General features: G+C 47.9%; 21 protein-coding genes. 11 read left to right on the top strand and 10 right to left on the bottom strand.

Features of this window, described 5'->3' with window-relative positions; translation table 11 throughout:
• Window positions 1-78: 78 nt before the first annotated feature.
• Window positions 79-2703, bottom strand: coding sequence for an alanine--tRNA ligase (gene alaS, locus AC58QD_RS10260; RefSeq protein WP_497332714.1), 2625 nt, complete (start codon window positions 2701-2703; stop codon window positions 79-81).
• Between the two features lie 374 nt (window positions 2704-3077).
• The gene (locus tag AC58QD_RS10255) at window positions 3078-3413 is read right to left on the bottom strand and encodes an Hpt domain-containing protein (protein ID WP_497332713.1); all 336 of its coding nucleotides are present in this window, start codon (window positions 3411-3413) and stop codon (window positions 3078-3080) included.
• Between the two features lie 62 nt (window positions 3414-3475).
• Here AC58QD_RS10255 and AC58QD_RS10250 point away from each other — a divergent pair, with 62 nt between their 5' ends.
• Window positions 3476-3859 carry a response regulator gene (locus tag AC58QD_RS10250; RefSeq protein WP_497332711.1) on the top strand — a complete coding sequence of 128 codons (384 nt, stop codon included), beginning with the start codon at window positions 3476-3478 and terminating at the stop codon, window positions 3857-3859.
• Window positions 3860-3987: 128 nt separating this feature from the next.
• Here AC58QD_RS10250 and AC58QD_RS10245 read toward each other — a convergent pair whose 3' ends face one another.
• Window positions 3988-5382 (bottom strand): extracellular solute-binding protein, encoded by a 1395-nt coding sequence (locus AC58QD_RS10245; RefSeq protein ID WP_497332709.1) that lies wholly within the window; start codon window positions 5380-5382, stop codon window positions 3988-3990.
• 252 nt (window positions 5383-5634) lie between these two features.
• On the opposite strand from AC58QD_RS10245, the gene AC58QD_RS10240 reads away from it, so the two are divergent.
• Both AC58QD_RS10240 and AC58QD_RS10235 read left to right on the top strand, forming a co-directional pair.
• Window positions 5635-6390 (top strand): creatininase family protein, encoded by a 756-nt coding sequence (locus AC58QD_RS10240; protein ID WP_497332707.1) that lies wholly within the window; start codon window positions 5635-5637, stop codon window positions 6388-6390.
• A gap of 27 nt (window positions 6391-6417) precedes the next feature.
• Window positions 6418-8184: a polysaccharide deacetylase family protein gene (locus AC58QD_RS10235; RefSeq protein WP_497332705.1), complete on the top strand. Its 1767-nt coding sequence runs from the start codon at window positions 6418-6420 to the stop codon at window positions 8182-8184.
• A 113-nt stretch (window positions 8185-8297) separates the two neighbouring features.
• Here AC58QD_RS10235 and AC58QD_RS10230 read toward each other — a convergent pair whose 3' ends face one another.
• Window positions 8298-9428, bottom strand: coding sequence for a Gfo/Idh/MocA family protein (locus tag AC58QD_RS10230; protein WP_497332703.1), 1131 nt, complete (start codon window positions 9426-9428; stop codon window positions 8298-8300).
• 174 nt (window positions 9429-9602) lie between these two features.
• On the opposite strand from AC58QD_RS10230, the gene AC58QD_RS10225 reads away from it, so the two are divergent.
• Window positions 9603-10520, top strand: a complete 918-nt coding sequence (locus AC58QD_RS10225) for an AraC family transcriptional regulator (protein ID WP_497332701.1) — start codon at window positions 9603-9605, stop codon at window positions 10518-10520.
• Between the two features lie 6 nt (window positions 10521-10526).
• On the opposite strand, the gene AC58QD_RS10220 is transcribed toward AC58QD_RS10225, so the two are convergent.
• The 3 genes from AC58QD_RS10220 to AC58QD_RS10210 form a co-directional block, all read right to left on the bottom strand.
• A complete protein-coding gene (locus tag AC58QD_RS10220) occupies window positions 10527-11060 on the bottom strand; it encodes a hypothetical protein (RefSeq protein ID WP_497332699.1) in 534 nt (177 codons plus the stop codon).
• 84 nt (window positions 11061-11144) lie between these two features.
• Entirely contained in the window at window positions 11145-12683 is a 1539-nt protein-coding gene (gene floT, locus AC58QD_RS10215; RefSeq protein WP_497332697.1) for a flotillin lipid rafts scaffold protein FloT, read from the bottom strand.
• A gap of 29 nt (window positions 12684-12712) precedes the next feature.
• Window positions 12713-13237 carry an NfeD family membrane protein gene (locus tag AC58QD_RS10210; RefSeq protein ID WP_497332695.1) on the bottom strand — a complete coding sequence of 175 codons (525 nt, stop codon included), beginning with the start codon at window positions 13235-13237 and terminating at the stop codon, window positions 12713-12715.
• Window positions 13238-13379: 142 nt separating this feature from the next.
• On the opposite strand from AC58QD_RS10210, the gene AC58QD_RS10205 reads away from it, so the two are divergent.
• Entirely contained in the window at window positions 13380-14021 is a 642-nt protein-coding gene (locus tag AC58QD_RS10205) for a GNAT family N-acetyltransferase (RefSeq protein ID WP_497332693.1), read from the top strand.
• Entirely contained in the window at window positions 14018-14905 is an 888-nt protein-coding gene (locus AC58QD_RS10200; RefSeq protein WP_497332691.1) for a carbon-nitrogen hydrolase family protein, read from the top strand. Before AC58QD_RS10205 ends, AC58QD_RS10200 begins: the two co-directional genes overlap by 4 nt.
• Window positions 14906-14912: 7 nt before the next feature.
• On the opposite strand, the gene AC58QD_RS10195 is transcribed toward AC58QD_RS10200, so the two are convergent.
• Entirely contained in the window at window positions 14913-15986 is a 1074-nt protein-coding gene (locus AC58QD_RS10195) for an AI-2E family transporter (protein ID WP_497332689.1), read from the bottom strand.
• A gap of 223 nt (window positions 15987-16209) precedes the next feature.
• On the opposite strand from AC58QD_RS10195, the gene AC58QD_RS10190 reads away from it, so the two are divergent.
• The 5 genes from AC58QD_RS10190 (at window position 16210) to AC58QD_RS10170 (ending at window position 21970) form a co-directional block, all read left to right on the top strand.
• Entirely contained in the window at window positions 16210-17775 is a 1566-nt protein-coding gene (locus tag AC58QD_RS10190) for a spore germination protein (RefSeq protein ID WP_497332687.1), read from the top strand.
• Window positions 17776-17831: 56 nt separating this feature from the next.
• Window positions 17832-19031: a Ger(x)C family spore germination protein gene (locus AC58QD_RS10185; protein WP_497332685.1), complete on the top strand. Its 1200-nt coding sequence runs from the start codon at window positions 17832-17834 to the stop codon at window positions 19029-19031.
• A 12-nt stretch (window positions 19032-19043) separates the two neighbouring features.
• On the top strand, window positions 19044-19277 hold the full coding sequence (locus AC58QD_RS10180; RefSeq protein ID WP_497332683.1) for a hypothetical protein: 234 nt from the start codon (window positions 19044-19046) through the stop codon (window positions 19275-19277).
• A gap of 16 nt (window positions 19278-19293) precedes the next feature.
• A complete protein-coding gene (locus tag AC58QD_RS10175) occupies window positions 19294-20388 on the top strand; it encodes a GerAB/ArcD/ProY family transporter (protein WP_497332681.1) in 1095 nt (364 codons plus the stop codon).
• 541 nt (window positions 20389-20929) lie between these two features.
• Window positions 20930-21970: an anthranilate phosphoribosyltransferase gene (locus tag AC58QD_RS10170; protein WP_497332679.1), complete on the top strand. Its 1041-nt coding sequence runs from the start codon at window positions 20930-20932 to the stop codon at window positions 21968-21970.
• Window positions 21971-22064: 94 nt separating this feature from the next.
• On the opposite strand, the gene AC58QD_RS10165 is transcribed toward AC58QD_RS10170, so the two are convergent.
• Window positions 22065-22262 carry a YrzR-like zinc ribbon domain gene (locus AC58QD_RS10165; RefSeq protein WP_497332677.1) on the bottom strand — a complete coding sequence of 66 codons (198 nt, stop codon included), beginning with the start codon at window positions 22260-22262 and terminating at the stop codon, window positions 22065-22067.
• A gap of 15 nt (window positions 22263-22277) precedes the next feature.
• Window positions 22278-22793 carry a PRC-barrel domain-containing protein gene (locus tag AC58QD_RS10160; protein WP_497332675.1) on the bottom strand — a complete coding sequence of 172 codons (516 nt, stop codon included), beginning with the start codon at window positions 22791-22793 and terminating at the stop codon, window positions 22278-22280.
• Between the last annotated feature and the right edge of the window lie 134 nt (window positions 22794-22927).

Here is a 22927-nt window from a genome sequence, read left to right as displayed (position 1 = left end):
TTCTCTGCTTAGTGTAAAATTCCTGTTTACTGCAGAAAATTTCACAATTTCGACCTCTTGACAAAGCAACGACAAGGTCTATGCATTTCCTTCTAACAGACGTTCAACCGCTTGAAGGGCTTCCTTCAGCCTAGACGGATCTTTACCGCCGGCTTGAGCCATATCAGGACGTCCTCCGCCTCCGCCTCCGCATATAGCAGCCGCTTCCTTGATCAGCTTGCCGGCATGATAGCCTTTGGCTACCAGATCCGGTGTGACAGCTGCAACAAGGTTCACCTTGTCTTCACTGACCGCGCCAAGTACGATTACCGCTGAGCCGAGCTTCGCCTTCGTCTGATCGACAATGGTGCGCAGTGAATCCATGTCGCTTGCATTGACTTGGGCGGCTAGAAGGGTAACGCCGCCTACAGTTTTCACCTGATCGGTTAGAGACCCGGCTTCCACTGAGCTCAGCTTCCCGCGAAGGGATTCATTCTCGCGGCCCATTTCTTTCAACTGTTGAAGCAAACCTTCAACCCGCTTCGGCACATCGGCTATGCCTGATTTCAGCAATCCTGCCGATTCCTTAAGGAGTTGTAATTGCTGTTCCATATATAAGTAAGCGCCGCGTCCTGTTACCGCTTCAATCCGGCGAACACCGGAGCCAATACCGCTTTCGCTTACAATCTTGAACAAGCCGATTTCTGCTGTATTGCGCACATGGCATCCGCCGCAGAGCTCAAGGCTGTAATCGCCTACCTGCACAACTCGAACTTCATCGCCATATTTCTCGCCGAATAGTGCCATAGCACCCATCGCCTTCGCTTCCGCGATCGCTTTCTGTTCGATCACGACAGAGGTCTGTTTCCATATTTGCTCGTTAACTTTACGCTCGATATCGGCAAGTTCATCTCCGGCAACGCTCCCGAAATGCGAGAAGTCGAAGCGCAGTCGGTCTGGTTCAACTAAAGATCCAGCTTGGTTAACATGCTCGCCCAGAACTTGCTTTAACGCTTTGTGCAGCAAGTGAGTTGCCGTGTGATTTTTCACAGTAGCTTCGCGCAGCGAAGCAGATACTTCTGCTGTAACGGATTCACCTACTCGGATCGTTCCTTTTACAACGGTTACAGACTGCACATGCTGCCCATTAGGAGCTTTGAACACCTCTTCAACCGTTGCTTCAGCGCCAGAGGTGCGAATCGTTCCGTGATCACTCACTTGACCTCCGCTTTCAGCGTAGAAAGGCGTTCGGTCCAATAGGATCTGGCAAGTCTCCCCCGCTCCGATAATGTCAACGAGCTCATTGTTATGAATGATCGCCGTCACTTTAGCAGTAGTTACCAAATCAGTATAACCAACAAACTCGCTTTTAACCGTAAAATCAGCCAAAGCACCACCCTGAACCTTCATGCTGCCAGTATCCTGACGAGCGGAGCGCGCCCGTTTGCGCTGCTCCTCCATCTCGGCCTCGAAGCCTTCGCGATCGACCGTCAAGCCGTTCTCCACCGCAAAATCCTCGGTCAAATCGAGGGGGAAACCGTAGGTGTCATACAGCTTGAATGCGTTAGCTCCGTTGATGAATGTAACTCCAGCTTGACGTGCTTCTGCAATCATTCCGCTCAAAATAGCCAGTCCGTCAGACAGCGTCTCGTGGAACCGCTCTTCCTCGGTGCGGATCACCTTCTCTATGAATTCACGTTTCTCCACAACCTCAGGATAGTACACGCCCATCACTTCACCCACGATAGGAGTTAACTGATACAGAAATGGTTTCTCCATGCCTAGCACTTTGCCATAACGAACAGCACGGCGAAGTAAACGTCTCATTACATAACCGCGTCCTTCATTGGATGGGAGTACTCCGTCGCCAATTGTAAAAGCTACCGTGCGAATATGATCCGCAATAACTTTAAGCGCGATGTCGAACTGCTCATTCTCTCCGTACTTAATGCCTGCCAATTTGCATGTGTACTGAATCATAGGCTGGAATAAGTCGGTATCGAAGTTGGAATCCACATCCTGCAGAATAGAAGCAAAACGCTCTAATCCGGCGCCAGTATCAATGTTCTTGTTCGGCAGCGGCGTGTAGCTTCCATCCTTGTTATGGTTGAACTGCGAGAAGACGAGATTCCATACCTCCAGGAACCGTTCGTTCTCCCCGCCAGGCCAACACTCAGGATCATTCAAATCCCCATATTTGTCGCCGCGATCATAGAAAATTTCCGTACAAGGTCCGCAAGGGCCTTCACCGATATCCCAGAAATTTTCCTGCAGCTTGTAAATGCGTTCCTCGGGAATCCCGATATTCTTATTCCAGAATGCGTAAGCTTCCTCATCCTCTGGATACACCGTAACCGATAGACGGTTCGGATCGAAGCCTATCCACTTCGGATCGGTCAGAAATTCCCAAGCCCAAGTAATAGTTTCTTCTTTGAAATAGTCGCCGATCGAAAAGTTACCTAACATCTCGAAGAACGTATGGTGACGGCGAGTCTTACCCACGTTCTCGATATCAGTGGTACGAATGCATTTCTGCGAATTGGCGATTCGCGGATTCTCGGGCTTTACCCTTCCATCGAAATAAGCCTTGAGCGGAGCCATCCCCGCATTGATCCACAACAACGAAGGATCATTATGAGGGACAAGTGATGCGCTGGGCTCTATTTTATGTCCCTTACTTGCAAAAAACTCCAACCATTTGCTACGAATTTCACTAGCCTTCATACCAGCAGCCTCCAATGGAAATAAATTCATAAACAGCTCTAAAAAAACACAAAAACCCGCCCCTGAAGCAGGGACGAGTTCGACTCGCGGTACCACCCTGGTTATTGCGGGACAACAGTAGTTGTCTTATGTGCAATCGCCTTTGTTCGGATATTAACGGTGTCCAACCGGCAGGTTTGTCCCCGCACTCGGAAATTAGCGTTCGGCCGATCTTCTTATGAAAAGCTCTTTCACCACGAAGCCTTCCCGATCAGGGCGGCCGGAGCTTTCTCTCTTGCGTAAGGTCTTCGGCTTACTCGATTTCGTCCACGTATTCATGATATGGAATCAAGTTATCTAAATTATTATACGGAGATGCAAGACAGGTTGTCAACTTATGCTATCAGGAATGTTTCACACTCAGTAAGCTTATTTGGCAGCTGCTCAATTAAATTCTCAGCCCCTGCTAAATCTCCTTGGTCAAGAAGCTCAATTAATGCTTCACAAATTCGATGCATTGGTTCAAAATGGATAGTAAGCGCAACACCCTTCATCGTGTGGATCTGCAAGAAGATTGCTTCTACTGCATCGGAATCAGGTATTTCTCCTGCTTTCCATTCATCTAGTGTTTGTTGCACAGCGACTATACGCGGAGCAGCATCTTTTAAGTACATTTGTTGCGACGTCTTAATGATGCGATTCATTTTGGATTCATAATCGGGATTCGACATCCGTCAGTCCCTCCTTCACTGATTAGTTGAGAATGTTATATTGTACAGAAAGGAATTACCAGATGAACCCATTATACCGCAGAATTGCTGTCGTTGACGACAGTCCTCCATTCCGATGGTTAGTTAAGCAAGTGCTTGAGTTAAAAGAGTACCAGGTCGACGTCTATGATGATGCAGAACAATTTTTTCTCCAGAAAATGCTGCACCCCCTGTATAACCTCATAATTGTCGATTTGAATTTGCCTGGCATGAATGGTCTAAGCGCGTTGGAGAGCTTGAAAAGCTCGCCCGTTACGAATAAGATCCCTGTCCTGATCGTCACCGGAGACGCCAACTTGGTCAATCTAAGTCAAGCAGTTAAATCAGGGGTGAGTGACTTTATATCCAAACCAATAGATCCAGAAGTATTCCTCGAGCGTGTAATGAAGTTATTGACTGATAAGTAACACTTGTCTGTTGTGTTTGGGTTCCTTAATTCTATTAATGGAGGTAGGAACCCGAACGCGAGAGTATACCCCTCGTTTCTCCGCTTCATCCCACACCCTTTTTGTACTGCACATAACCACCAGCTTGTTCAGTCCGCTCCTGCCAGCTCATTCGCTCTTGTTAATGCCTGCCGTACGGATACTGTTCCTGCCCACGCCATGTTCAGCTCATTCTGATAAAGGATCCATTCCTCGTACCCGAGGGAACAATCGGCTAATGTCTGCATCCCGTCCATCAGCTTCTCAAAGGTGTAGTAACCATTGCGGCCATACGGATTATGGGGGTATTTCCTGCTGGAAGCCACATGTTTGACAACAGGCAGCGAGAAGGAGTCCAGCTTCAAGTAAGCCTGAATCGCATCAGACAAGACAAACCGTACAAAGGACATAGCTGCTTCTTTCTTGTTAGATTGCGCAGCTATAGAAATGCCCGAGGAGATGCCAAGGGTTCTGCAAGCCGGGCTTATGGAAGGAATTGCACAAAACTCCCAGTCGAAGTCGATCTGATTGAATTGACCCATGAAATTGTAGGAGGTAAGAATCATGGCTACTTTCCCGCGGGTAAACATCGTTTCCCCTACATAACCGTTACTGGCTGAGAACAACGGCGCCACCTTATGGGTATACATCATCTCCATCGCATAATTTAACGCCTTATAAGCAGGACTGTTGTCGTCATCGGGGTCCAGCAATTCATCGAATCGGCCTCCATTCGCAAGAATCAAAGCAGGCCAACGATTCAGCGAAGTCGAAAAGGAGAACCCGTATGAGTGAGGCAGCGCATCTCCTTCTCGTTGGGTGAGCCGCTTGGCGGCAGTAAGCAATCTTTCGAGATCCCATGTATCATCCGGGAACGGCTCTACGGCCTGATTGAAAAGAGACTTATTGTAGGCCAACACAATCGGAGTAAAGGTAATGGGGGCGCTGTACAGCTGACCGTTACTTAAATATGCCCTTAGGAATGCCGGATAAATGGAGTCCGGATCTGGCAAAACAATCGGTTGCAAATATTGTTCAATCTCTTCGGGTTTAAGCTCCATGAACGCCGTATTGCCTAATGCGATCAGATCCGGCTTCAGCTCGTTGTTAGAACTCAGAAGATCGAAAGTAGATTCCTGGGAATAAGGGATCACCTCGACTCTAGCTGTTCTGGATATTTGATTGAATCTTTCAACTACATGCTTAATGGGGGCATATTCAAAGGAAGAACCCGGCCAGAACAAGCGGACAGTTTCCATAGCTGTCAGTTGATCATGGACGATGGTTCCTTTACCTCTCTCAATTCGGACCATTCCTTCTTCGGACAGAGCAAGCAGCACCTTGCGAATAGACGGACGGCTCAGCTCGAAGCGCGCAGCCAACTCATTCTCCGACGGCAAATATTCACCTGGCATAATCTCGCCAGATATAATAGCCGACCTGAGATGGTTGTAAACGATTTTGTAGCGCTCATGAAAAGTGGAACGAAGAAATTTGCTTGTCAAAATGTAGCATCCTTCCGGCAACATTGTTTTTAGGCAAACCTAGCATAATGATGGAATATTGTCCATTAAACCATATAAAGCCAAGAGGAATGGGCATTTCCTATGCTATGAATCAGGTTGACAGTTCGATTTTACAGGTGATATGTTGTAATTACAAGTAATTAATATGAATTAACTTGTAATTATCGAGCTTACAGCTGAACTGAAACCCATCCTATACTCGGCAGTTTGTTAGCCGGAAAGAAGGCAACCATGTTAACGATCTATAATACGCGCAGAGATTTCGAGAAAGCCGCTTGTACAACAGCAGTCCTGCCAGTCGGGGCCATTGAGCAGCATGGCAGCCATCTGCCGGTCGGGACAGACACGATTCTTGCTCACGAATTCGCCAGCCGCATTGCAGAGCAACTGGACGCTTATTTGCTCCCCGTCATTCCGATTACGTCTTCGATCGAGCATCGCAAAGGCGGAGGTACGGTCTACATAAAGGCGGATACGTTAGCGCTAGTCCTGCGCGATATAGCAGAATCTCTGCAGTACGCCGGTTATGAGAAGCTGATTATTGTCAATTTTCACGGAGGCAACTGGATTATTAAGCCCACGGTACGCAAGCTGAATCGTGATCTCGACAGCATGCAGACGGTACTGCTTCATGCCGATGTAGCCATGCACAGACATGGAGAAGTGTTCAAACATCTGCGCAACGATGTTCACGGGGGCGAATTCGAAACCTCTATCATGCTTCATACTCACCCGGAGCACGTTCGGGAGATTGCACCGCAGCACAACCCTGAATTTGTTCCGCAAGCATTCATGGATTATTTCGACGTGACTGAGATTACCGAGGATGGATACTGGGGTTTTCCGGAAGAGGCTACATCAGACAAAGGGATGAAAGTGCTGGACATTATGGTGCAATGCGCCTTGGAATATTTGCAGGAAGTAGAGAACGTAACTCAGAAGCTAAAGAATCGCAGCCGTAATCACAAGAGTGAAGACCAATTATAAGTCGAAGCCGGACAGAGGAGATACGTGATGCTACATATAGTTTGGAGTCAGATCGATTGCGAGAGGGTTTGGAGCGAAGGCAGAGACGATTATCGCCCTTATTTATTTGAAATGCTTAACTATCTTGGCTACTCCTTTGATCTGTGGGATCAAGAGCGTTGGATTGAGGAGCAGCCTTCCGGGATTACCATTGTGATCGGGGCACAGGCAAGCGAAGCATGGAGTGAAGCTGCGGCAACATATTGTGAATCAGGCAATGCATTGCTGGCTATCGCGCACATCTATGGGTTGGAACATACACTAGGTATCCATTCAGAGGGAGTGCTGAACGAAGGCTGGATTATCTGGGGTAACGACTTGCTTACGCAGGACCTGCAAAGCTCCTTCCACAGCTTCAATGCAACACTTGCTGTTTTGGATGCGGATGACGTAATAAGTATGGGCAAGTGGAGAAGTCTGAGCGGTGCAGTGACACAACATCCAGCGTATACAAGCCGCAGCTTAGGGAGCGGTATCGCTGCATGGATCGGATTCGATCTAATGAAAACGGTATGTTTGATTCAGCAAGGCGTGTCCGTCGTGCGGGATGGAATCCCTTCACCGGACTCCAGCGGCTTGATCAACGAAGGGTTTCTCAAAACAGACGACGGTACAGTCCTAGACTGGCACTATGACAGAGACACAGCGCCAGATGGGGCTGCTCCCTTCTATCTGCATCCCATTCTAGACGAGATGCGCATCTTGCTCGCACGGGTGTTGTATGACCTACAGCAGCGAGTCGGGTTAAGCGAAGCTCAAACCTGGTTCTGGCCGAACGGATTGACGGCAATCGGACATATCTCGCATGATACAGACGGCAATGTGGTAGAACAGGCCGAAACTATGCTCGACAAGCTCGCCGAAGCCGGTGTGCCCTCTACATGGTGTACGATCGCCCCTGGTTATCCGGACAGCATCTACGATCGGATCCAGGCTGAGGGGCATGAAATTGCTCTTCACTACAATGCTCTCGGTACAGAGATCCCTGAAAGCTCTTGGTCGGAGCGCGATTACCGCTATCAGCTTAATTATTTGCAGGCACAGGTGCCTGGATATGAGATCGTAAGCAACAAGAACCACTACTTGCGTTGGGAGGGCGATACGGCTTTCTATGATTGGTGCGAGCGTTCCGGTGTCCGGGTCGAGCAGAGCAAGGGCGGAACGAAACAAGGCAATAAAGGCTTCCTCTTCGGGACCTGCCACCCGTATGTTCCGGTTGCTTCTCCAGCCGAGCGTAACCGCAGGTATGATGTGATCAGTCTGCCTACTTTGGCCTGGGATCCGCCTATGCCGTTGCGGTGCTCGGCCCAGGAAGCCAAACTGTTGCTTCGCAGAAGCTACGATGTGTACGGGGTGGCTCATTTTCTTTTCCACCCAGGGGTAGTTTCTCTAGGCTCAGCTGCACAGACGGCCGGAGACTTCATGGTCGAGCTATGCCAGTATGGCCGCGAGCTCGGCATGGAGTGGTGGACTAGCGAAGCTATCGATCGTTGGGTGCGTACACGTCGGAATATTCGCGTTCATGCTGCTCCAGATGGCCGCCTTACGGTGGAGACCGCCGAAGCGGTTCAGGGATTGACTCTCTTAATTCCAGACTCTGATCAGAGAGGCTGGACGAATGCAACCGGTGACAGCGCTACGGTGCGAAGCATTACCCCAAGAGAGCGTTTCGGCCGAGCTTTCATTGAGCTAGTGGTCGATGTGCCGAAAGGAAAAAGTATGATCACGATGACCCTGGAACGTTCTGCCGTGTAAGACCGCACGACTTGGTCACTGGCTTCAATTCCTATGCATAAACAACCGTCCGGAACCGGACGGTTGTTTACGCTGCTAGGAAGTAACGTTCCCCACTAATACGATGGCTCCTATTATGACCAACTAATGGTCTGGAACGTATGTGTCTCTGCAGATTCCTTGGCTTTCAAACAGAGCAGCGCACTTAACATGCCATCATCCAGGCTGCTGATTGATTTAGCATTTCCTAAGATTACATCACCAAAGTTACGCACCAAAGTGGAGTCTCCTCCAAAGTGTCCGTCTGATGCAGTGAACTCATAGGTTTCCACTCGAGGGGTGTGGTGCATGTATACTTTGACTTTACCCGTCATGAAATCGAAATCTATTGTTCCTTTATACCCTAGGAAGCGTGCTCCACGAGTACCGGCACCTCTACGGGCGAAGAAATTTTGCGAATAAGAGACATGCATACCGCTCTCATATTGGATTAATGCACTCCCCGAATCTTCGTTGCCGGTATCTTCAGCAAAGCAACAATATTCCCAAGTGGCTTGAGCATCTTTTTTGACTAGCGGACTCTCCAAGCAGGTCCGGTTATCGTCACAATCGACGCATTTCAGTCCGGCAGGCTTCGAGCCTTTGAATATTTGCTTCGATTTCATTGCGCTGATGACTGCAGGCTGTTGTCCGATTACATATTGGATATAGTCAAAATCATGGGTTGCCTTCTGCAGGAATAACCCGCCGGTTTCGGCCTCATCCCTATACCAATTCTGATAATACACGTTCCCATATGGCACATTATTAACGGCTTGAACGTGCTCAATGGTTCCTATTTTTCCAGAATCGGCAATCTCCTTCACAATCTGTACCAGACTTGTGACCCGCAGCGGGAATGAAACCACTACCTGTGTCTGAGATGCTTCATAGCCGGCTTTCAACCGGCGTAAGTCTTCCATCGTCGTGGACACTGGCTTTTCCAGATATAACGGGATTCCGCTCGGCAGTACCTTGAGGGCCATTTCCGTATGCAGGGAGCAGCGAGTACCAATAAGTATTCCGTCTACATTCCCGCCCTCGATCATAGCTTCAGGTGAATCGAAGAAGGTAACTTGGCCATCACGAAATTGCTCATGCTTGTGCTTCAGCTCTTCTTGCCTGACGTCTACAACAGCTGTAATCTTGGCAGAAGGATGCTCTATCTGCAGCTCATTAATCACATGCGCGATCCTGCTCCCGTATCCAATAACGCCTAATTTCAAATGAAACTCCCCCTAATATGCAACTGGAATGAACACCCTCATTATAGGGGAGGATTGTTTGCTTGGCTTTGTCAGGAAAGCCAGATTATTTGTTAAATCAGCCCAAAGAAATCTTCCCTCAATGCTTAGGACAGGTTATGATGAATACAAATCACTTACAGGGGAATCCATGCCTTGGAACATATTAGAACGCGGCTTAAATCGACCATTGTAATCAATAAATTAATTACGATGTATTACTTAGAATTCGGTAAAGGATATGTATTTCGGGGAGAGCAGCATGATTTCTGGGAGTTCTTGTACGTAGATAAAGGCGAGATCGAGGTTGCGGCGGATAACGATCGTTATTGTCTCAAGCAAGGGAGCATCATTTTTCACAAGCCTAACGAATTTCACCGCTTTCATGCCGGGAAAGGCACTGCGCCAAGTGTCATCGTCATGACCTTCGACTGTAATTCCAGAGCGATGAAGCGATTCGAGAATCAAGTTATTGCCCTGCAGGACGATGAACGCAATCTACTAGCTATGCTTGTTGAGGAAGGGATGAATGCTTTTGAATTTCCTTTTACCCATCCCCTTCCCAGAAGAAAAGACGCCTTGCTTGGCAGCGAGCAGCTCATTCAGAGCTATCTCGTCACCTTCCTCATCCGACTGTTGCGCAGGAATGAGTTTCGACCATTCAAGAAGCTGGCTAAGACATCCGACCTGTCTTCGACGGCAAAAGAAAAGAGCAGTCACCTGCTCGTTAAGAATGTACTGAATTATTTGGAAAACCATCAACACGAGAATATTACGCTTGAGCAGATCAGTGAGGCGCTGCACATAGCCAAGACCCGATTAAAGGACCAGTTCAAGAAAGAAACCGGTCAGCCCGTCATGGAGACATTTGCTAGAATGCGGATGGATAGAGCGAAGCAGCTTATTCGCGAGGACAACAGTAACTTTACCGAAATCGCACGATTGCTCGGCTTCAGCAGTGTTCACTATTTCTCCAAAGCATTCAAAAAAGCAACCGGGGCAGCACCTTCTGAGTATGCGAAATCCGTCAAAGCAAGAGTAAATACTGCACGATCCCTAAGACCGACTGAATAGAGCAGTCTAGGGTAAAGTAGACTCTGCTTGTTTCATTAACCCCATCATCAAGATCAGCACAATAACGGTATACGCAAAAATAGGAAGGAACAGCAAGGTTACTAGCGGGCTGGCAAACAAAGAAAACACCATCAGAATGGGCGTAGTTGCAACCAGAATGCGATATAGCTTCCAACGGAACAGAGCCTTTTCTTCCAATACCGATAAGTCGTTATCACGTGCTTGCGCCGCCAGTCCCATACAGATCAAATACACCAGCTTCGCGTTCATAAACCAAATGACCAGGGAGAGCACAGTCAGGATCGAGCTAAACGTGCTTGCCGGCCCGCCCGAATTAAACTGAACGAAATCGAAGATGGACAAAACCGCCAGAATGACCGACATTCGTCTCCCCTTCTGGAAGTAAGAGCCTTGTGCATCCAGATTGGCAAATGCAATAGCCATCAAGACATAACCGATGGAATCCGGTAAAATATCAATCCCGCTCAGCCGAAAGTCGAAGAAAAATAGAAATCCCCAAAATAATCCATTGTATCTCAAAATGTAACTACCTCCACAGTAAATTAAAGACCGGACGTAACTTCTACGTCCGGCTGCTGAATTCCTCTTTTTGACGAGCAGGATTTAGTTTTGCGTCTCGGTAGGTTTGATCGTTGGCGCTGCGTTCAATATCGGAGCAGGAGCTGTTGTTGGTGATTGTGCTGCGCCGAACTTGCCTGTAAGCCCCTGAATCATCTTTTCCACGTCAAGACCAGACACACTCTTCAGCATCTCAGGAGCGGTCGCCATAAGCGAAGTTACATAATTGCTTACCCGTGCTGCACCCTCGCCATGCCCGGTATCAACAATCGTAAGCTTATCAATGCCTCTCATAGGCTCAGCAATCTTACCTGCAAGCTCAGGCAGCATCTTCACGATGATGTCGAGGACCGCTGCTTGACCGAACTTCTCGAACGCTTCCGCCAGCTTCTCCTTGGCTTCTGCTTCCGCAAGACCGCGCAGTCGAATAACTTCCGCCTCGGCAGTACCTTTGGCACGCTCCGCATCAGCTACAGCAAGACCATCCAGTCGTTTCTGCTCCGCATTCGCCCTGGCTTCTGCTTCGATCTTATATTGTGTAGCATCCGCTTCACGAATACGACGCGCTTTGTCCGCTTCTGCAGCTTGCTCAACGGCATAACGATCCGCATCTGCCTTCTTCTTGACCTCAGCGTCATACTGCTTCTCACGGCGTAATATTTCTTTGGATTCCAGATCGATCTCGCGCTCCTTGCGAACGATCTCGACCTTCATCTGCTCCTCAACCACACTTTGCTTGGAGCGCGCTTCCTGAATATGATAAGCCTGATCCGCTTCCGCTTTGGCCATATCCTGGTCCTTCTTAAAGGAAGCTACCTTCAATTCCTTCTCGCGGTTCGCTTCCGCAATATTGGTATCACGCAGAAGCTCCGCCTTCTGTCCGTCCTCTTCAGCACGGGCTTTCTGCACTCTTGCGTCACGAATCGCTTCAGCTTGGGCAATCTCTGCATCCCGCTTAACTGCAGCCACACGCGGTTTACCAAGAGCGTCCAAGTAACCTTGTTTGTCACGCACGTCCTTGATCGTAAAGGATACGATCTGCAGCCCCATCTTCTTAAGATCTCTAGCAGCTACTCCTTGCACCTCTTGAGCGAATTTATCGCGATTACGGTAAACTTCCTCTACCGTCATGGTACCTAGAATGGCGCGGAGATGACCTTCCAGCACTTCCTGTGCTTCCAGTCGGAGCGCCTCAGGAGGTTTCCCCATGTACTGCTCAGCAGCAGTCGCGACGTCTTCAACCGAACCTCCGATCTTGATAATCGCTACTCCGTCCGCCATAACCGGAACGCCCTGCTCCGTGTATACCTCTGGAGTTGACACATCTAATTTGTGGGATAGTAAGGACAGGAATTCGGCTTTTTGGAAAATCGGCAGGATGAACGCTCCGCCGCCCCTTACGATCTTGATCCTGCGGCCAGATTCATCGATTAATGCATTCTTGGTACCTAGAAATGCACCTGTTACAACCATTGCCTCATCCGGACTAACCGTCTTATAACGCGCCCAGAATGCCAATCCCAACACGATAATAACACCAACCACGATAGCTGGAATAATCAAAAACTCGTACTCAGAACTCATATGTATAATTGCTCCTTTCAATAGAAACCTTATTCAATCCGCGACACATACAAAGTGTCTTCTCTTACTTCGACAACTACAACTCTTGCTCCTGATGCAATATCCTCCCCATTGTAACTGGCAGCAATTTGATTCGTATTGGCCGCGCCTGTGCGGATTAGCACTTCACCATACCCGCGAGCAGGGATTGGCACCAATACTTCACCCAACTTCCCTGACAAATCATGAATGGAATACCCGGTGGAATTCTCGCTGTTCTGCATCGGACGCACATAGAACATAAAAACGAGAATGCCGATAAGCACAGCAGCAATGATGGCAATAACAGCATCCAGTAAAGCCGCTAAGGCAGCGTAATGCTCGAGCATAAGCCCTGCTCCGCCGAATACGGTAATGATCGAAACAATCACCATCGGTTGCAGAAAAGGAAGACCATCTACAGATAAGAAGTCTAGCGCCCCATGCACCGCATTACTGATTAAATCGCCAAAAATAACCGTAACCACCGCAAATAGTATTCCTCCGCTAAGACATGCCCAATAAATCGCCTCCATATTCCCTCCTCCGCGTATCCAGTTGTTTACAGCCTTACCTAATGTTATATACGACATGGATCGTCAAAAGTTTCATGTTATAATTAGTACATCCGCTCAGGAAGAAGTACATCCATTATGCAAATATGGAATGAGGTCAAACATGTCAATCATCGTTCGTCCCTATACATTGGAGGATCTGGATGGTTTGCTGCAAGTGCAAAGGGAAGCATTTCCTCCCCCTTTTCCGGCAGAGCTTTTGTGGTCCAAAGATCAGATCGCAGCCCATATTGAAACGTTTCCTCAGGGCGCTATGGTTGCCATATACGATAACGAAATCGCTGGCTCTGCTACATCGCTGCTGATCACCTATACAGGCGAACCGCATACATGGGAAGAAGTTGCAGACCATGGGTACATCCGCGGAAGCCATGAACCGGACGGAGACAGCCTGTACGGGATCGACCTTTGTGTGCGACCGTCTTTTCGCGGCAAAGGTATTGCTCACGCCTTGTACGAAGCCCGCAAGCAGTTGGTCATGCAGGCCGGTTTGCTAAGATTTATTGCCTCTTGCCGTATCCCCGGCTACCATACCGTAGCTGATCAAATGAGTGCCGAGCATTATGTACAGCTTGTCCAAGAAGGCACGTTGAAGGATTTGGTTTTAACTTTTATGTTGAAGCAAGGTATGCTCCCTGTTCAAGTATTAGATCACTATCTAGATGATGCAGAATCTTGCCATAAGGCTGTATTATTGCACTGGAATAATCCCCATAAGCAAACCAAGGAGAGAATGACGAAATGACTACAATTAATAGGACCAACAGCACAATCTCAACTGTGCAATATGCAGTGAGCCCATTGAAGAACGAGAACGCCTTCTGGACCCACGTCCGCCGATATATTGAACGCGCACTGAAGCAGCAAGCCAAGCTCATCGTATTCCCCGAATATATGACGGGACATTTGTTATCCCTTCATCCAGCCGTATCGAACGCAGAGGCTTGCGAAATATTACATAGCTATACCTCAACCTATATGGAGAAATTCAAAGCCTGGAGTGAGCAAACCGGAATAATGATTCAAGCCGGAACTCATATAAATCGTGAAGGCGCACCTGAAGGTTATTATTACAACGAAGCCTTTCTATTCTTCCCTGATGGTCGAATCGAAAGTCATAAGAAGGTGCATTTAACCCCCGAAGAACAGAGAGCCTGGCCTCTGCTCGCAGGAAATCGATTCGATGTATTCGATACCCAGCTTGGGAAAATCGGAATCCAAGTGTGTTATGATATTGAATTCCCAGAAGGCACAAGGCTGATGGCTGAGAAGGGCGCTGAGCTTATTTTGTGTCCTTCTTACACAGACGCCGCCGCTGGTTACTTCCGCGTCCGTAACTGCAGTCAGGCAAGAGCCATAGAGAATCAGCTCTATGTTGCGCTTAGCGGAATTGTAGGCAGCATGCCTGATGTAGCTCAGGTAGATGCAGGGTACAGTCAGGCCGCGATCTTCGCGCCATGCGATCAACCTTTCCCCGCAGACGGAATTTTGGCGCAAGGCGCCGTCAATCGAAGCAGTATGGCAACCGCGTCTGCAGATCTCGAGCTGTTGCGTATCAATCGCACGCAAGGTGGGGTCGCCCCATTCTTCGATCGCAAGCCTGCATTATATGCAGCAGCTCGTCCATAGGAGACTTTCAAGTAGTCGGCTTTCTCGATACATAATAAGCCAAAATGTGCTGACCGATTACTTTCAAAACAGCGAAACAAGGCACAGCAAGGATCAAGCCCACTATACCAGCCAACTCTCCGCCCACCAACAAGGCGAAGATGATCGACATGGGGTGAAGATGCAAGGAACGTCCCACTACTTGCGGAGAGATTACATTTCCCTCGAGAATTTGTACAATCAGATTAACAACCGCAACTAGGATAACCATCTTGAGGGAGATGGTGGATGCCATAATAATGGCAGGCGCAGCTCCAAAAAATGGACCCATATACGGAATGATATTGAATACCGCTACAATACTTGCAAGCAGCAAGGCATACGGCATATCAATGATCCAATAGCCGATATAGGCCAACAGCCCGACCACAACACAGACCAACAATTGACCTCGAACATAGTTGCCCAGTGCGGTATCCATATCTTTAACAAGCTTTATTGCGCTTTTTCGTTTCCCCTTTGGAAGAATGGTTAGAATCGTTTTCTCGATCAGTTGAAAGTCCTTGAGCATATAGAAAGCCAGGAACGGTACGATAAAGGCAACCATCACCATATTAATCGTCGACCCAATGCTGTTCACAAGGTTGGTGATTGTTGCTGTGAGGTTATCTTCCGCTTTGATCATTGCTTTCTCAAGACCGATTCTAACACTCTCCGGTATCATTCGATTATCGTTCAGACCCTCGTATAAGCCTTGTGCACGCATCGTCAGATCGGGCATATGTTCGTTCAATTCCTTGACCTGCTTCATGAACATCGGAATTAGATTCATCAGAACAACAATTGCACTAGTAATAAATACAGCATAGATCAACAATACCGCAATCGTTCGCGGAACTTTGCGTTTATTGAGCATATTGACGATCGGGTTTAGGACATAAGATATAATAACCGCTATAAGAAAAGGCGTAAGCACGGCCTTAATGAACGAGAACGTCGTACCAAGCATAGGTTTGATCTGCTGCAGCATGAACAGGACCAGTAAGCCAAGCAGCACATAGATCAGGATAACAAACAATCGGTTCTTTAACAGCTTTTCCATTCGTTCACACCCCTCCTCCATACAGTATATGTACAACCCTATCCCCTTCATTCATAAGCCAACTGACACGATTTGCTTCACTTGTTCGCTAACGCTATTGCTCGGTGTCGATTCTTTGAAAAAAAAGCATGATGATCAGAGGACCCGGTCCTCGAATTAATAATTCTGCAAGCGGGACATAATAGAAAAGCTAGGCAGCTCAGGTTGGAAGAAGGACGGATCTATGAAATTCATGAGAAGAAAAGCTAACGCTAAACGCTTGCCAGTACATGACTCTGTAAGCCAGCAGCCGGTTCAATCCGAATATCTAACAACCAGCTTGCCGGAAAATATTAAGCAGATTAAGGAAGTACTCGGAAACAGCGGCGATATAGTGATCAGGGAAATTCGAATCGGACCAGGGAGACAGCTTCACGCAGCCATTTTTTATACCGAAGGGCTGGTCGATACCAAATCCGCTCAACAACATATCATGGAATCGCTCATGTCGAGCACCGAATTTACGGGTCCAAATCTATTACAGGACATGAAAGACTGTATCCTTACGGTAGGAGACATTCAGGATGTAAAGGAGTTTGACTCGCTTTTTACTTCCCTCCTGTCCGGCGATGTCATCCTTTTGCTGGATGGATATGCACATGGTTTTATGATCGGCATGGGCGGTTGGGACAGCCGCAACGTGAGCGAGCCCGCCACTGAATCGGTCGTTCGCGGACCGAGAGAAGGCTTTACGGAAAACTTGCTAACGAATACGGCATTAATCCGGAGAAAGATCAAAGATCCGAATTTATGGCTCGAACGAAAACAAATCGGCAGGGTGACAAAAACGAACGTAGCCGTCATGTATATTCACGGCATCGTCAACGACAAAATTGTCGAAGAAGTGCGCCAGCGTCTCGATCGCATCGACATTGATGGCATTCTCGAAAGCGGCTATATCGAGGAACTGATCCAGGATGAAACATACTCGCCGTTTCCGACCATTTACAATTCGGAACGTCCGGATGTGATCGCGGCTGAGCTGCTTGAAGGGAAAATTGCCATTTTGGTGGATGGGACGCCGTTTGTACTCGTTGTCCCTGCGTTGTTCATTTCTTTCTTTCATTCCAGTGAAGATTACTTTCAACGTGCCGACATCAGCAGTTTCATCCGCGTCCTTCGTGTCATCGGCTTCTTAATCGCTCTGCTCGGTCCATCGCTATATATCGCCATCACCACGTTTCATCAGGAAATGCTGCCTACACAGCTCTTGATCGGATTAGCCAGTCAACGGGAAGGCGTGCCCTTCCCCGCTTTTATTGAAGCGCTCATGATGGAAGTGACGTTCGAAATATTGCGGGAGGCCGGATTGCGGATGCCGAGGGCGATCGGGCCAGCGGTATCGGTCGTCGGAACTCTCGTCATCGGGCAAGCAGCGGTTGAAGCAGGCATCGTGTCCGCTGCCATGGTCATCGTCGTCTCGATTACGGCGATTTCGAGCTTTGTTTTCCCCGCAGGCAACATGTCCATGGCGGTTCGCATGCTGCGATTCCCCTTAATGGGTCTCGCCGCTTCCTTCGGCATATTCGGGATTATCATTGGAATCATTGCGCTTGTACTGCACTTGTGCAGCTTGCGTTCGTTCGGCGTCCCTTACATGAGTCCGTTTGCTCCCATTATTGTCGACGATCTGAAGGATACAATCTTTCGGGTACCTCAATGGGCCATGTCATCCCGTCCCAGGCTGATCAGTCAGAAGAACGTCAGACGCGAACGAAATGCGCCCCCGAAGCCGGATACACGGAATTAAGAGCCATTCGATGGTGACTGGCATCCGCGCGACAGCTCAATAAAAGGGGGATATTCATGTTACGAAAGCTATTCTTTTTGTTTCTATCTGCCGTCCTACTCGCAACCGTTACGGGGTGTTGGAACCGCAGGGAATTAAATACGCTCGCGATCGCAGTCGGATATGGCATTGATAAAGCAGGGGACAGCTACGAAGTATCCGTACAAGTGGTCAACCCGGGGGAGGCTGGTTCGAAAAAAGGCACCGGCAATCGTTCACCGGTTGTCTTATATCGGGCTACCGGAGCTTCCGTTTTTGAAGCGCTGCGTAAAATGACGAAGGAAAGTCCGCGGAAAATTTATAGTTCCCATGTACGAGTCCTTGTGATCGGCGAATCAATGGCGAGAAAAGGCATTGGGGACGTGCTCGATTTCATGTCACGGGATCATGAGTTTCGCAAAGATTTCAACGTAGTAGTTGCGAAAGAGGGCGAAGCGGCAAAACTTCTGTCCATTATGACCTCACTGGAAATAATCCCGACTATCGAGCTGTTCGATTCCCTCGAAGCTTCACAGAAAGTCTGGGCGCCCACGGTAAAAGTCACGTTGAACAAGCTGATTTCCGACCTGACCAGCAAAGGCAAACACCTCGTATTAACCGGCGTCAAAGCAACAGGAGACATCGAAACCGGGACAATGATGAAAAACGTCGAAGCCATCGAACAAGAAAGCCGACTGAAGTCTGACGGATTGGCGGTATTTAACGGTGATAAACTTATCGGCTGGTTAAATGAGACCGAAAGCAAGGCATATAACTATATCACAGATAATGTAAAAAATACGGTCGGGTATGAGCTATGCCCGGATGGAGGCGGATTATCCGTAGAGGTCATTCGCTCGAAAACGAACGTCAAAGGAAAGCTCGTGAATGGCACCCCGGCGATCGATGTGAACATTCGAATGGAGGCGAACGTCGGAGAAGTCGCATGCCGCATCGATCTGACCGATACGAAATCGATCGAGGAACTCGAAACAATAGGCGAGGGTGTAGTGAAGGGGTTTATCGAAGCGGCAATCAAAAGGGTACAAAAACAATACAAAGTGGACATTTTCGGATTTGGAGAAGTTCTCCGTCGTACGGAACCGAAAACGTGGAAAAAGTTAGAAAAACAATGGGATAAACAATTCGTCAATCTCCCGGTAAACGTGAATATCGATATCAAGATTCGGCGTCTCGGCACCGTAAACAATTCATATCTGGAAGAATTAAAAAAATAAAGGAGCGGTTCGATGTGGAAAATTAGTGGGATAGTTGCGGTAACCGCCCTTATCGCGATACTTGATGTTCCTCAGCTTTGGAAAAAAAAATTAGTGAAGGAACTGTGGGTATTTGCCATCCTGCTGCTGGCCGGGGCAGGACTCAGCTTCGCGCTTGCCATGAATGCGCCCATCCCGAATCCACTCGATTTGCTAGCATGGATTTACAAGCCGATCAGCGATGCCGCAATGAAACTTTTGAGCTAAGGGAGTCTCGGAACAGATGCTGGAAATAGGCATAATTAACATTCGACAGTTTACGATACTGGTCGCTCTTATAACAATCGGCGATTCGATCCTCATTTTGCCGGCTATCCCCGCATTGGAGGCAAAGCAGGACGCATGGCTGTCCGGCATCGTAGGATTGCTTATCGGACTGCTTGTTGTTTATTTGATCGGAACGGTTGGCCGATTGTATCCTCGTTTAAACCTGGTTGAATACAATACCAAAATATTGGGAGCGTGGATCGGAACAGCGGCCTCTCTCTTCTTTTTGGCTTATATTTTCTTTAACGCTGCGGCACTTGTCAGGGTACTCGGCGATTTTATGGCTACGCAGATCATGCCGGAAACCCCGCTCGACGCCATCCATATATTATTTCTGGGTGTCATCGTCATGGGCGTGCGGCTTGGACTTGAAACCATCGCTAGAGCCGGGGAAATCTTTTTCCCATGGTTTGTACTGCTTTTCCTTGGGCTTGTCCTGTTTCTTCTACCTCTGGCGGAGGCCAAACAATTGCAGCCGATCCTTATGGAAGGAATAAAGCCGGTTATACGAGGGTCCCTTTTCTCCGCAACCAACCCCTATATAGAGTTGGTCGCGTTTTTGATGATTTTTCCCTACGTCAATAAGACGGAAAAGCTTCGAAAATATTTTGTATTGGGGGCTTTGCTTGGCGGAATCGTTCTCGTCGTCATTATCGCATTATGCATCTTAGTGCTTGGCTCCGATTTTACGGCCAGATATATGTATCCCAGCTATGCGCTCGCCACACAAATTAGCATTGGCCGTTTTATTGAAAGACTAGAAGCGATAATGGCCGTCATGTGGATCTTAACGGTATTTATAAAAACATCGGTTTTGGTATATATTCTTCAACTCGGTCTTGCGCAAGTACTCAAACTGAAAGATTTCCGGGCACTCGCTTTGCCATTGGCTTTTATTATTGCCGCTTCCGCCACTTTGTTTTCCCCGAATATTACGCACTTCTTTCAACGCATAACGGCATATTGGCCTTATTTCGATATGACATTTGGCATAGGTTTGCCCCTGTTACTTCTAGGGGTACATGCTCTTCGCCGAAGAGCAGGGATCTGACCTTGGTGATAATGACAGGCAAAAAAAAAAAAAAAAGCCTGGCCGAAGTCAGCCGGGCAAAAATGTGAAGAAGTCCTGGGGTATGGTCGGACAACTTCATATAGGGAGTCCCAGCAATGAATAACCGGGATGGGTGGGGGAACGAATGGATCAGTTGAGCACATCCAAACGCTCCACTCGAACGGCGATTCCAATTATGTGCGGCTCATTTGCGAGAGGAAAAGCCCCTTTCGTCCTTGAACCATTCGCCATCCCAGTGGAACGGACAATCGTGTTGTCGGTATGTACTTCCTTGTTGTTTGATAGGTTTAGTATAATTTATCTCCGCTAACGTGTCAACTTATATAACACATTATTATCAAAATAATAGAGTTTTATCTCAATATCGACAGATATAATACTTTGATGTTATATTATATACTATATTCATGTAATATTATTGAGATTTCAACCTCGATGTTGAAGTTACAGTTGCAGTACCCTCTCAATCATCCAGAACACATACAAGGTTCGGCATTACTTATAAGGAGGGGCATCCAACATGATCGACCTTCTGCAACAGTTCGGAAAAGGAAGAAAGGGACCCAAAGACCTTACATTCGAAGAGGCGGCCAGGGCTGCAAACAACATCTTCGATGGAAAAGCCACCCTTGCCCAGACAGCCGCTTTCCTTATGGCGCAACAATTAAAGACGGAATCATCCGATGAAATTCTCGCTTTCGTTCATTCATTACGCAGTCGAGCAATCCCGTGCCCTGCTCGAGGAGGAATCGAAAGTTCAGGTTCTTCAGTCGGGCTTAAAAAAACATTCATGGCCTCGTTGCCATCCGCATTTGTATTGAGTGCTTGCCGAATGCCTGTTACGATGCATAGCAGTCCCGCTCTCTATCTGCAGCCGCATTCAAGAATGACAGCGACAGACATCCTCATGGAATTGGACATACCAGTTTCAGCTCTATCTCTCGATCAATGGTTCGAAGGTGCATCGTCCAGCGACTTCTTATTCATCCCTACAGAGCTCTGGTGTCCTCCTCTTGCTCGATTGCGTTCTTTACGAGACGAGATCGGCATTCCCTCCCTATTGAATACTGCTGAGCAGCTTCTGCGTCCCTCGGACTCCCCCAATATAGCTTTAGGCATCCAACAAGGGACGGCTTATGCGAAGGCTGCCCAATTGTTACAGCGTCTTAATGTTCAGAGAGCCCTGATCATTCAAGATGCCGAAGGTTCTGGCAATGTCCCGACCGACCGCCGGAGTAGAATTATTGTGTTGAGGGATGAAGTTACAAACGTTCACATCATTGACCCTAAGACATTCGGCTTACATACGGCTATCCAAGTATCCCAATGGACCGCGCATATGCAAGCTCGCACTACAATCGATGTTTTACAATGCCGCGCCTTGCCCGCTTACCGCAACATCGTTCTGCTCAACAGCGCTCTGCGTTTGTGGATCACGGAACGGGCAGAGTCCATCGAGGAAGGTATCCAGCTGGCGGCAGATGCTCTGGATCATGGGCTAGCCTGGAAGCATTACACGAAATGGCGTGAGGGCATAGGCGCTCCTCTCCGTTCGCAATGAGCAATCGAGCGACACACAAATACTCAGGTTCACGGCAAAAAGACACCTAACAGAGCGATTAAGCTCCATGAGGTGTCTTTTAATAACGCAAAGTTTAGTTGGCGTGTACTTCCGGCATTTCTTCTTCAAAGAATAAATCGTCGAGCGAGCTGAGCGTTCCATCCTCTTCCACTTGATACACAGACATCTTCTCGCCGTTCACTGTTAATTCAATGAAACAGCCCCAGCAATAAAATTGATGAGAACCAATTTTACCGATATCTTTCGAATTGCAATTCGGACATTTTATCATAATATTCACCTTATTTCACTGTATTGTTGGAACTTCTTGCAGTTGGACCTCGCATTCGACAGGCACGATAATTGCGTCTTCTCCGATTTTGATACAATCTGGTGTCGGCAACCACTTCCGGCCTTCCTTCAAATCTGACAAAAGTCCTTCCGATAACTCATATCCTACTATCTTTCTACCCCATTGTTCACCAAAATAAACATCCTCTATCATACCAAGTTTATTTCCGTTGACGGTAATGACGGGCAGCCCTTTAATCTTCGTTGTGCCATACTCCAAGTAACACAATTGTTGATCGTCTTCCAGGGTAATTACCGCCGCTTCATTCGGTATGGTCACCGCATCTGTACCAAGAGCTATAATATCCTCCCACTTCACATAACGCGGAGCAGAGAACCAATGCTTCGTCTCCAAAAGAATACCTTGTATATGCCAATCGTGATCGATCAAAAAATCTTTGGCTGTCCCGATCTGCTTCCCTGTCTCAATCTCTATAACAGGTAAGCCCATGATGTCTTGTCCTTTACGCAAAGGTAAATCCTCCTGAAAAACAACATACATTCCTTACCTATATTTTGCACGCCTCACGGAATTATTATCCCGCGATGCTAAAGTCATCCGTTTTTCACTGTTCCTTGCAAACATCAAGTCGAACCTTTCCTTGT

The sequence above is a fragment of the Paenibacillus sp. J2R1T-4 genome (assembly GCF_059692235.1).
Note: the sequence above shows the minus strand (reverse complement) of the source record. Positions and strands in the feature narration are given on the sequence as shown.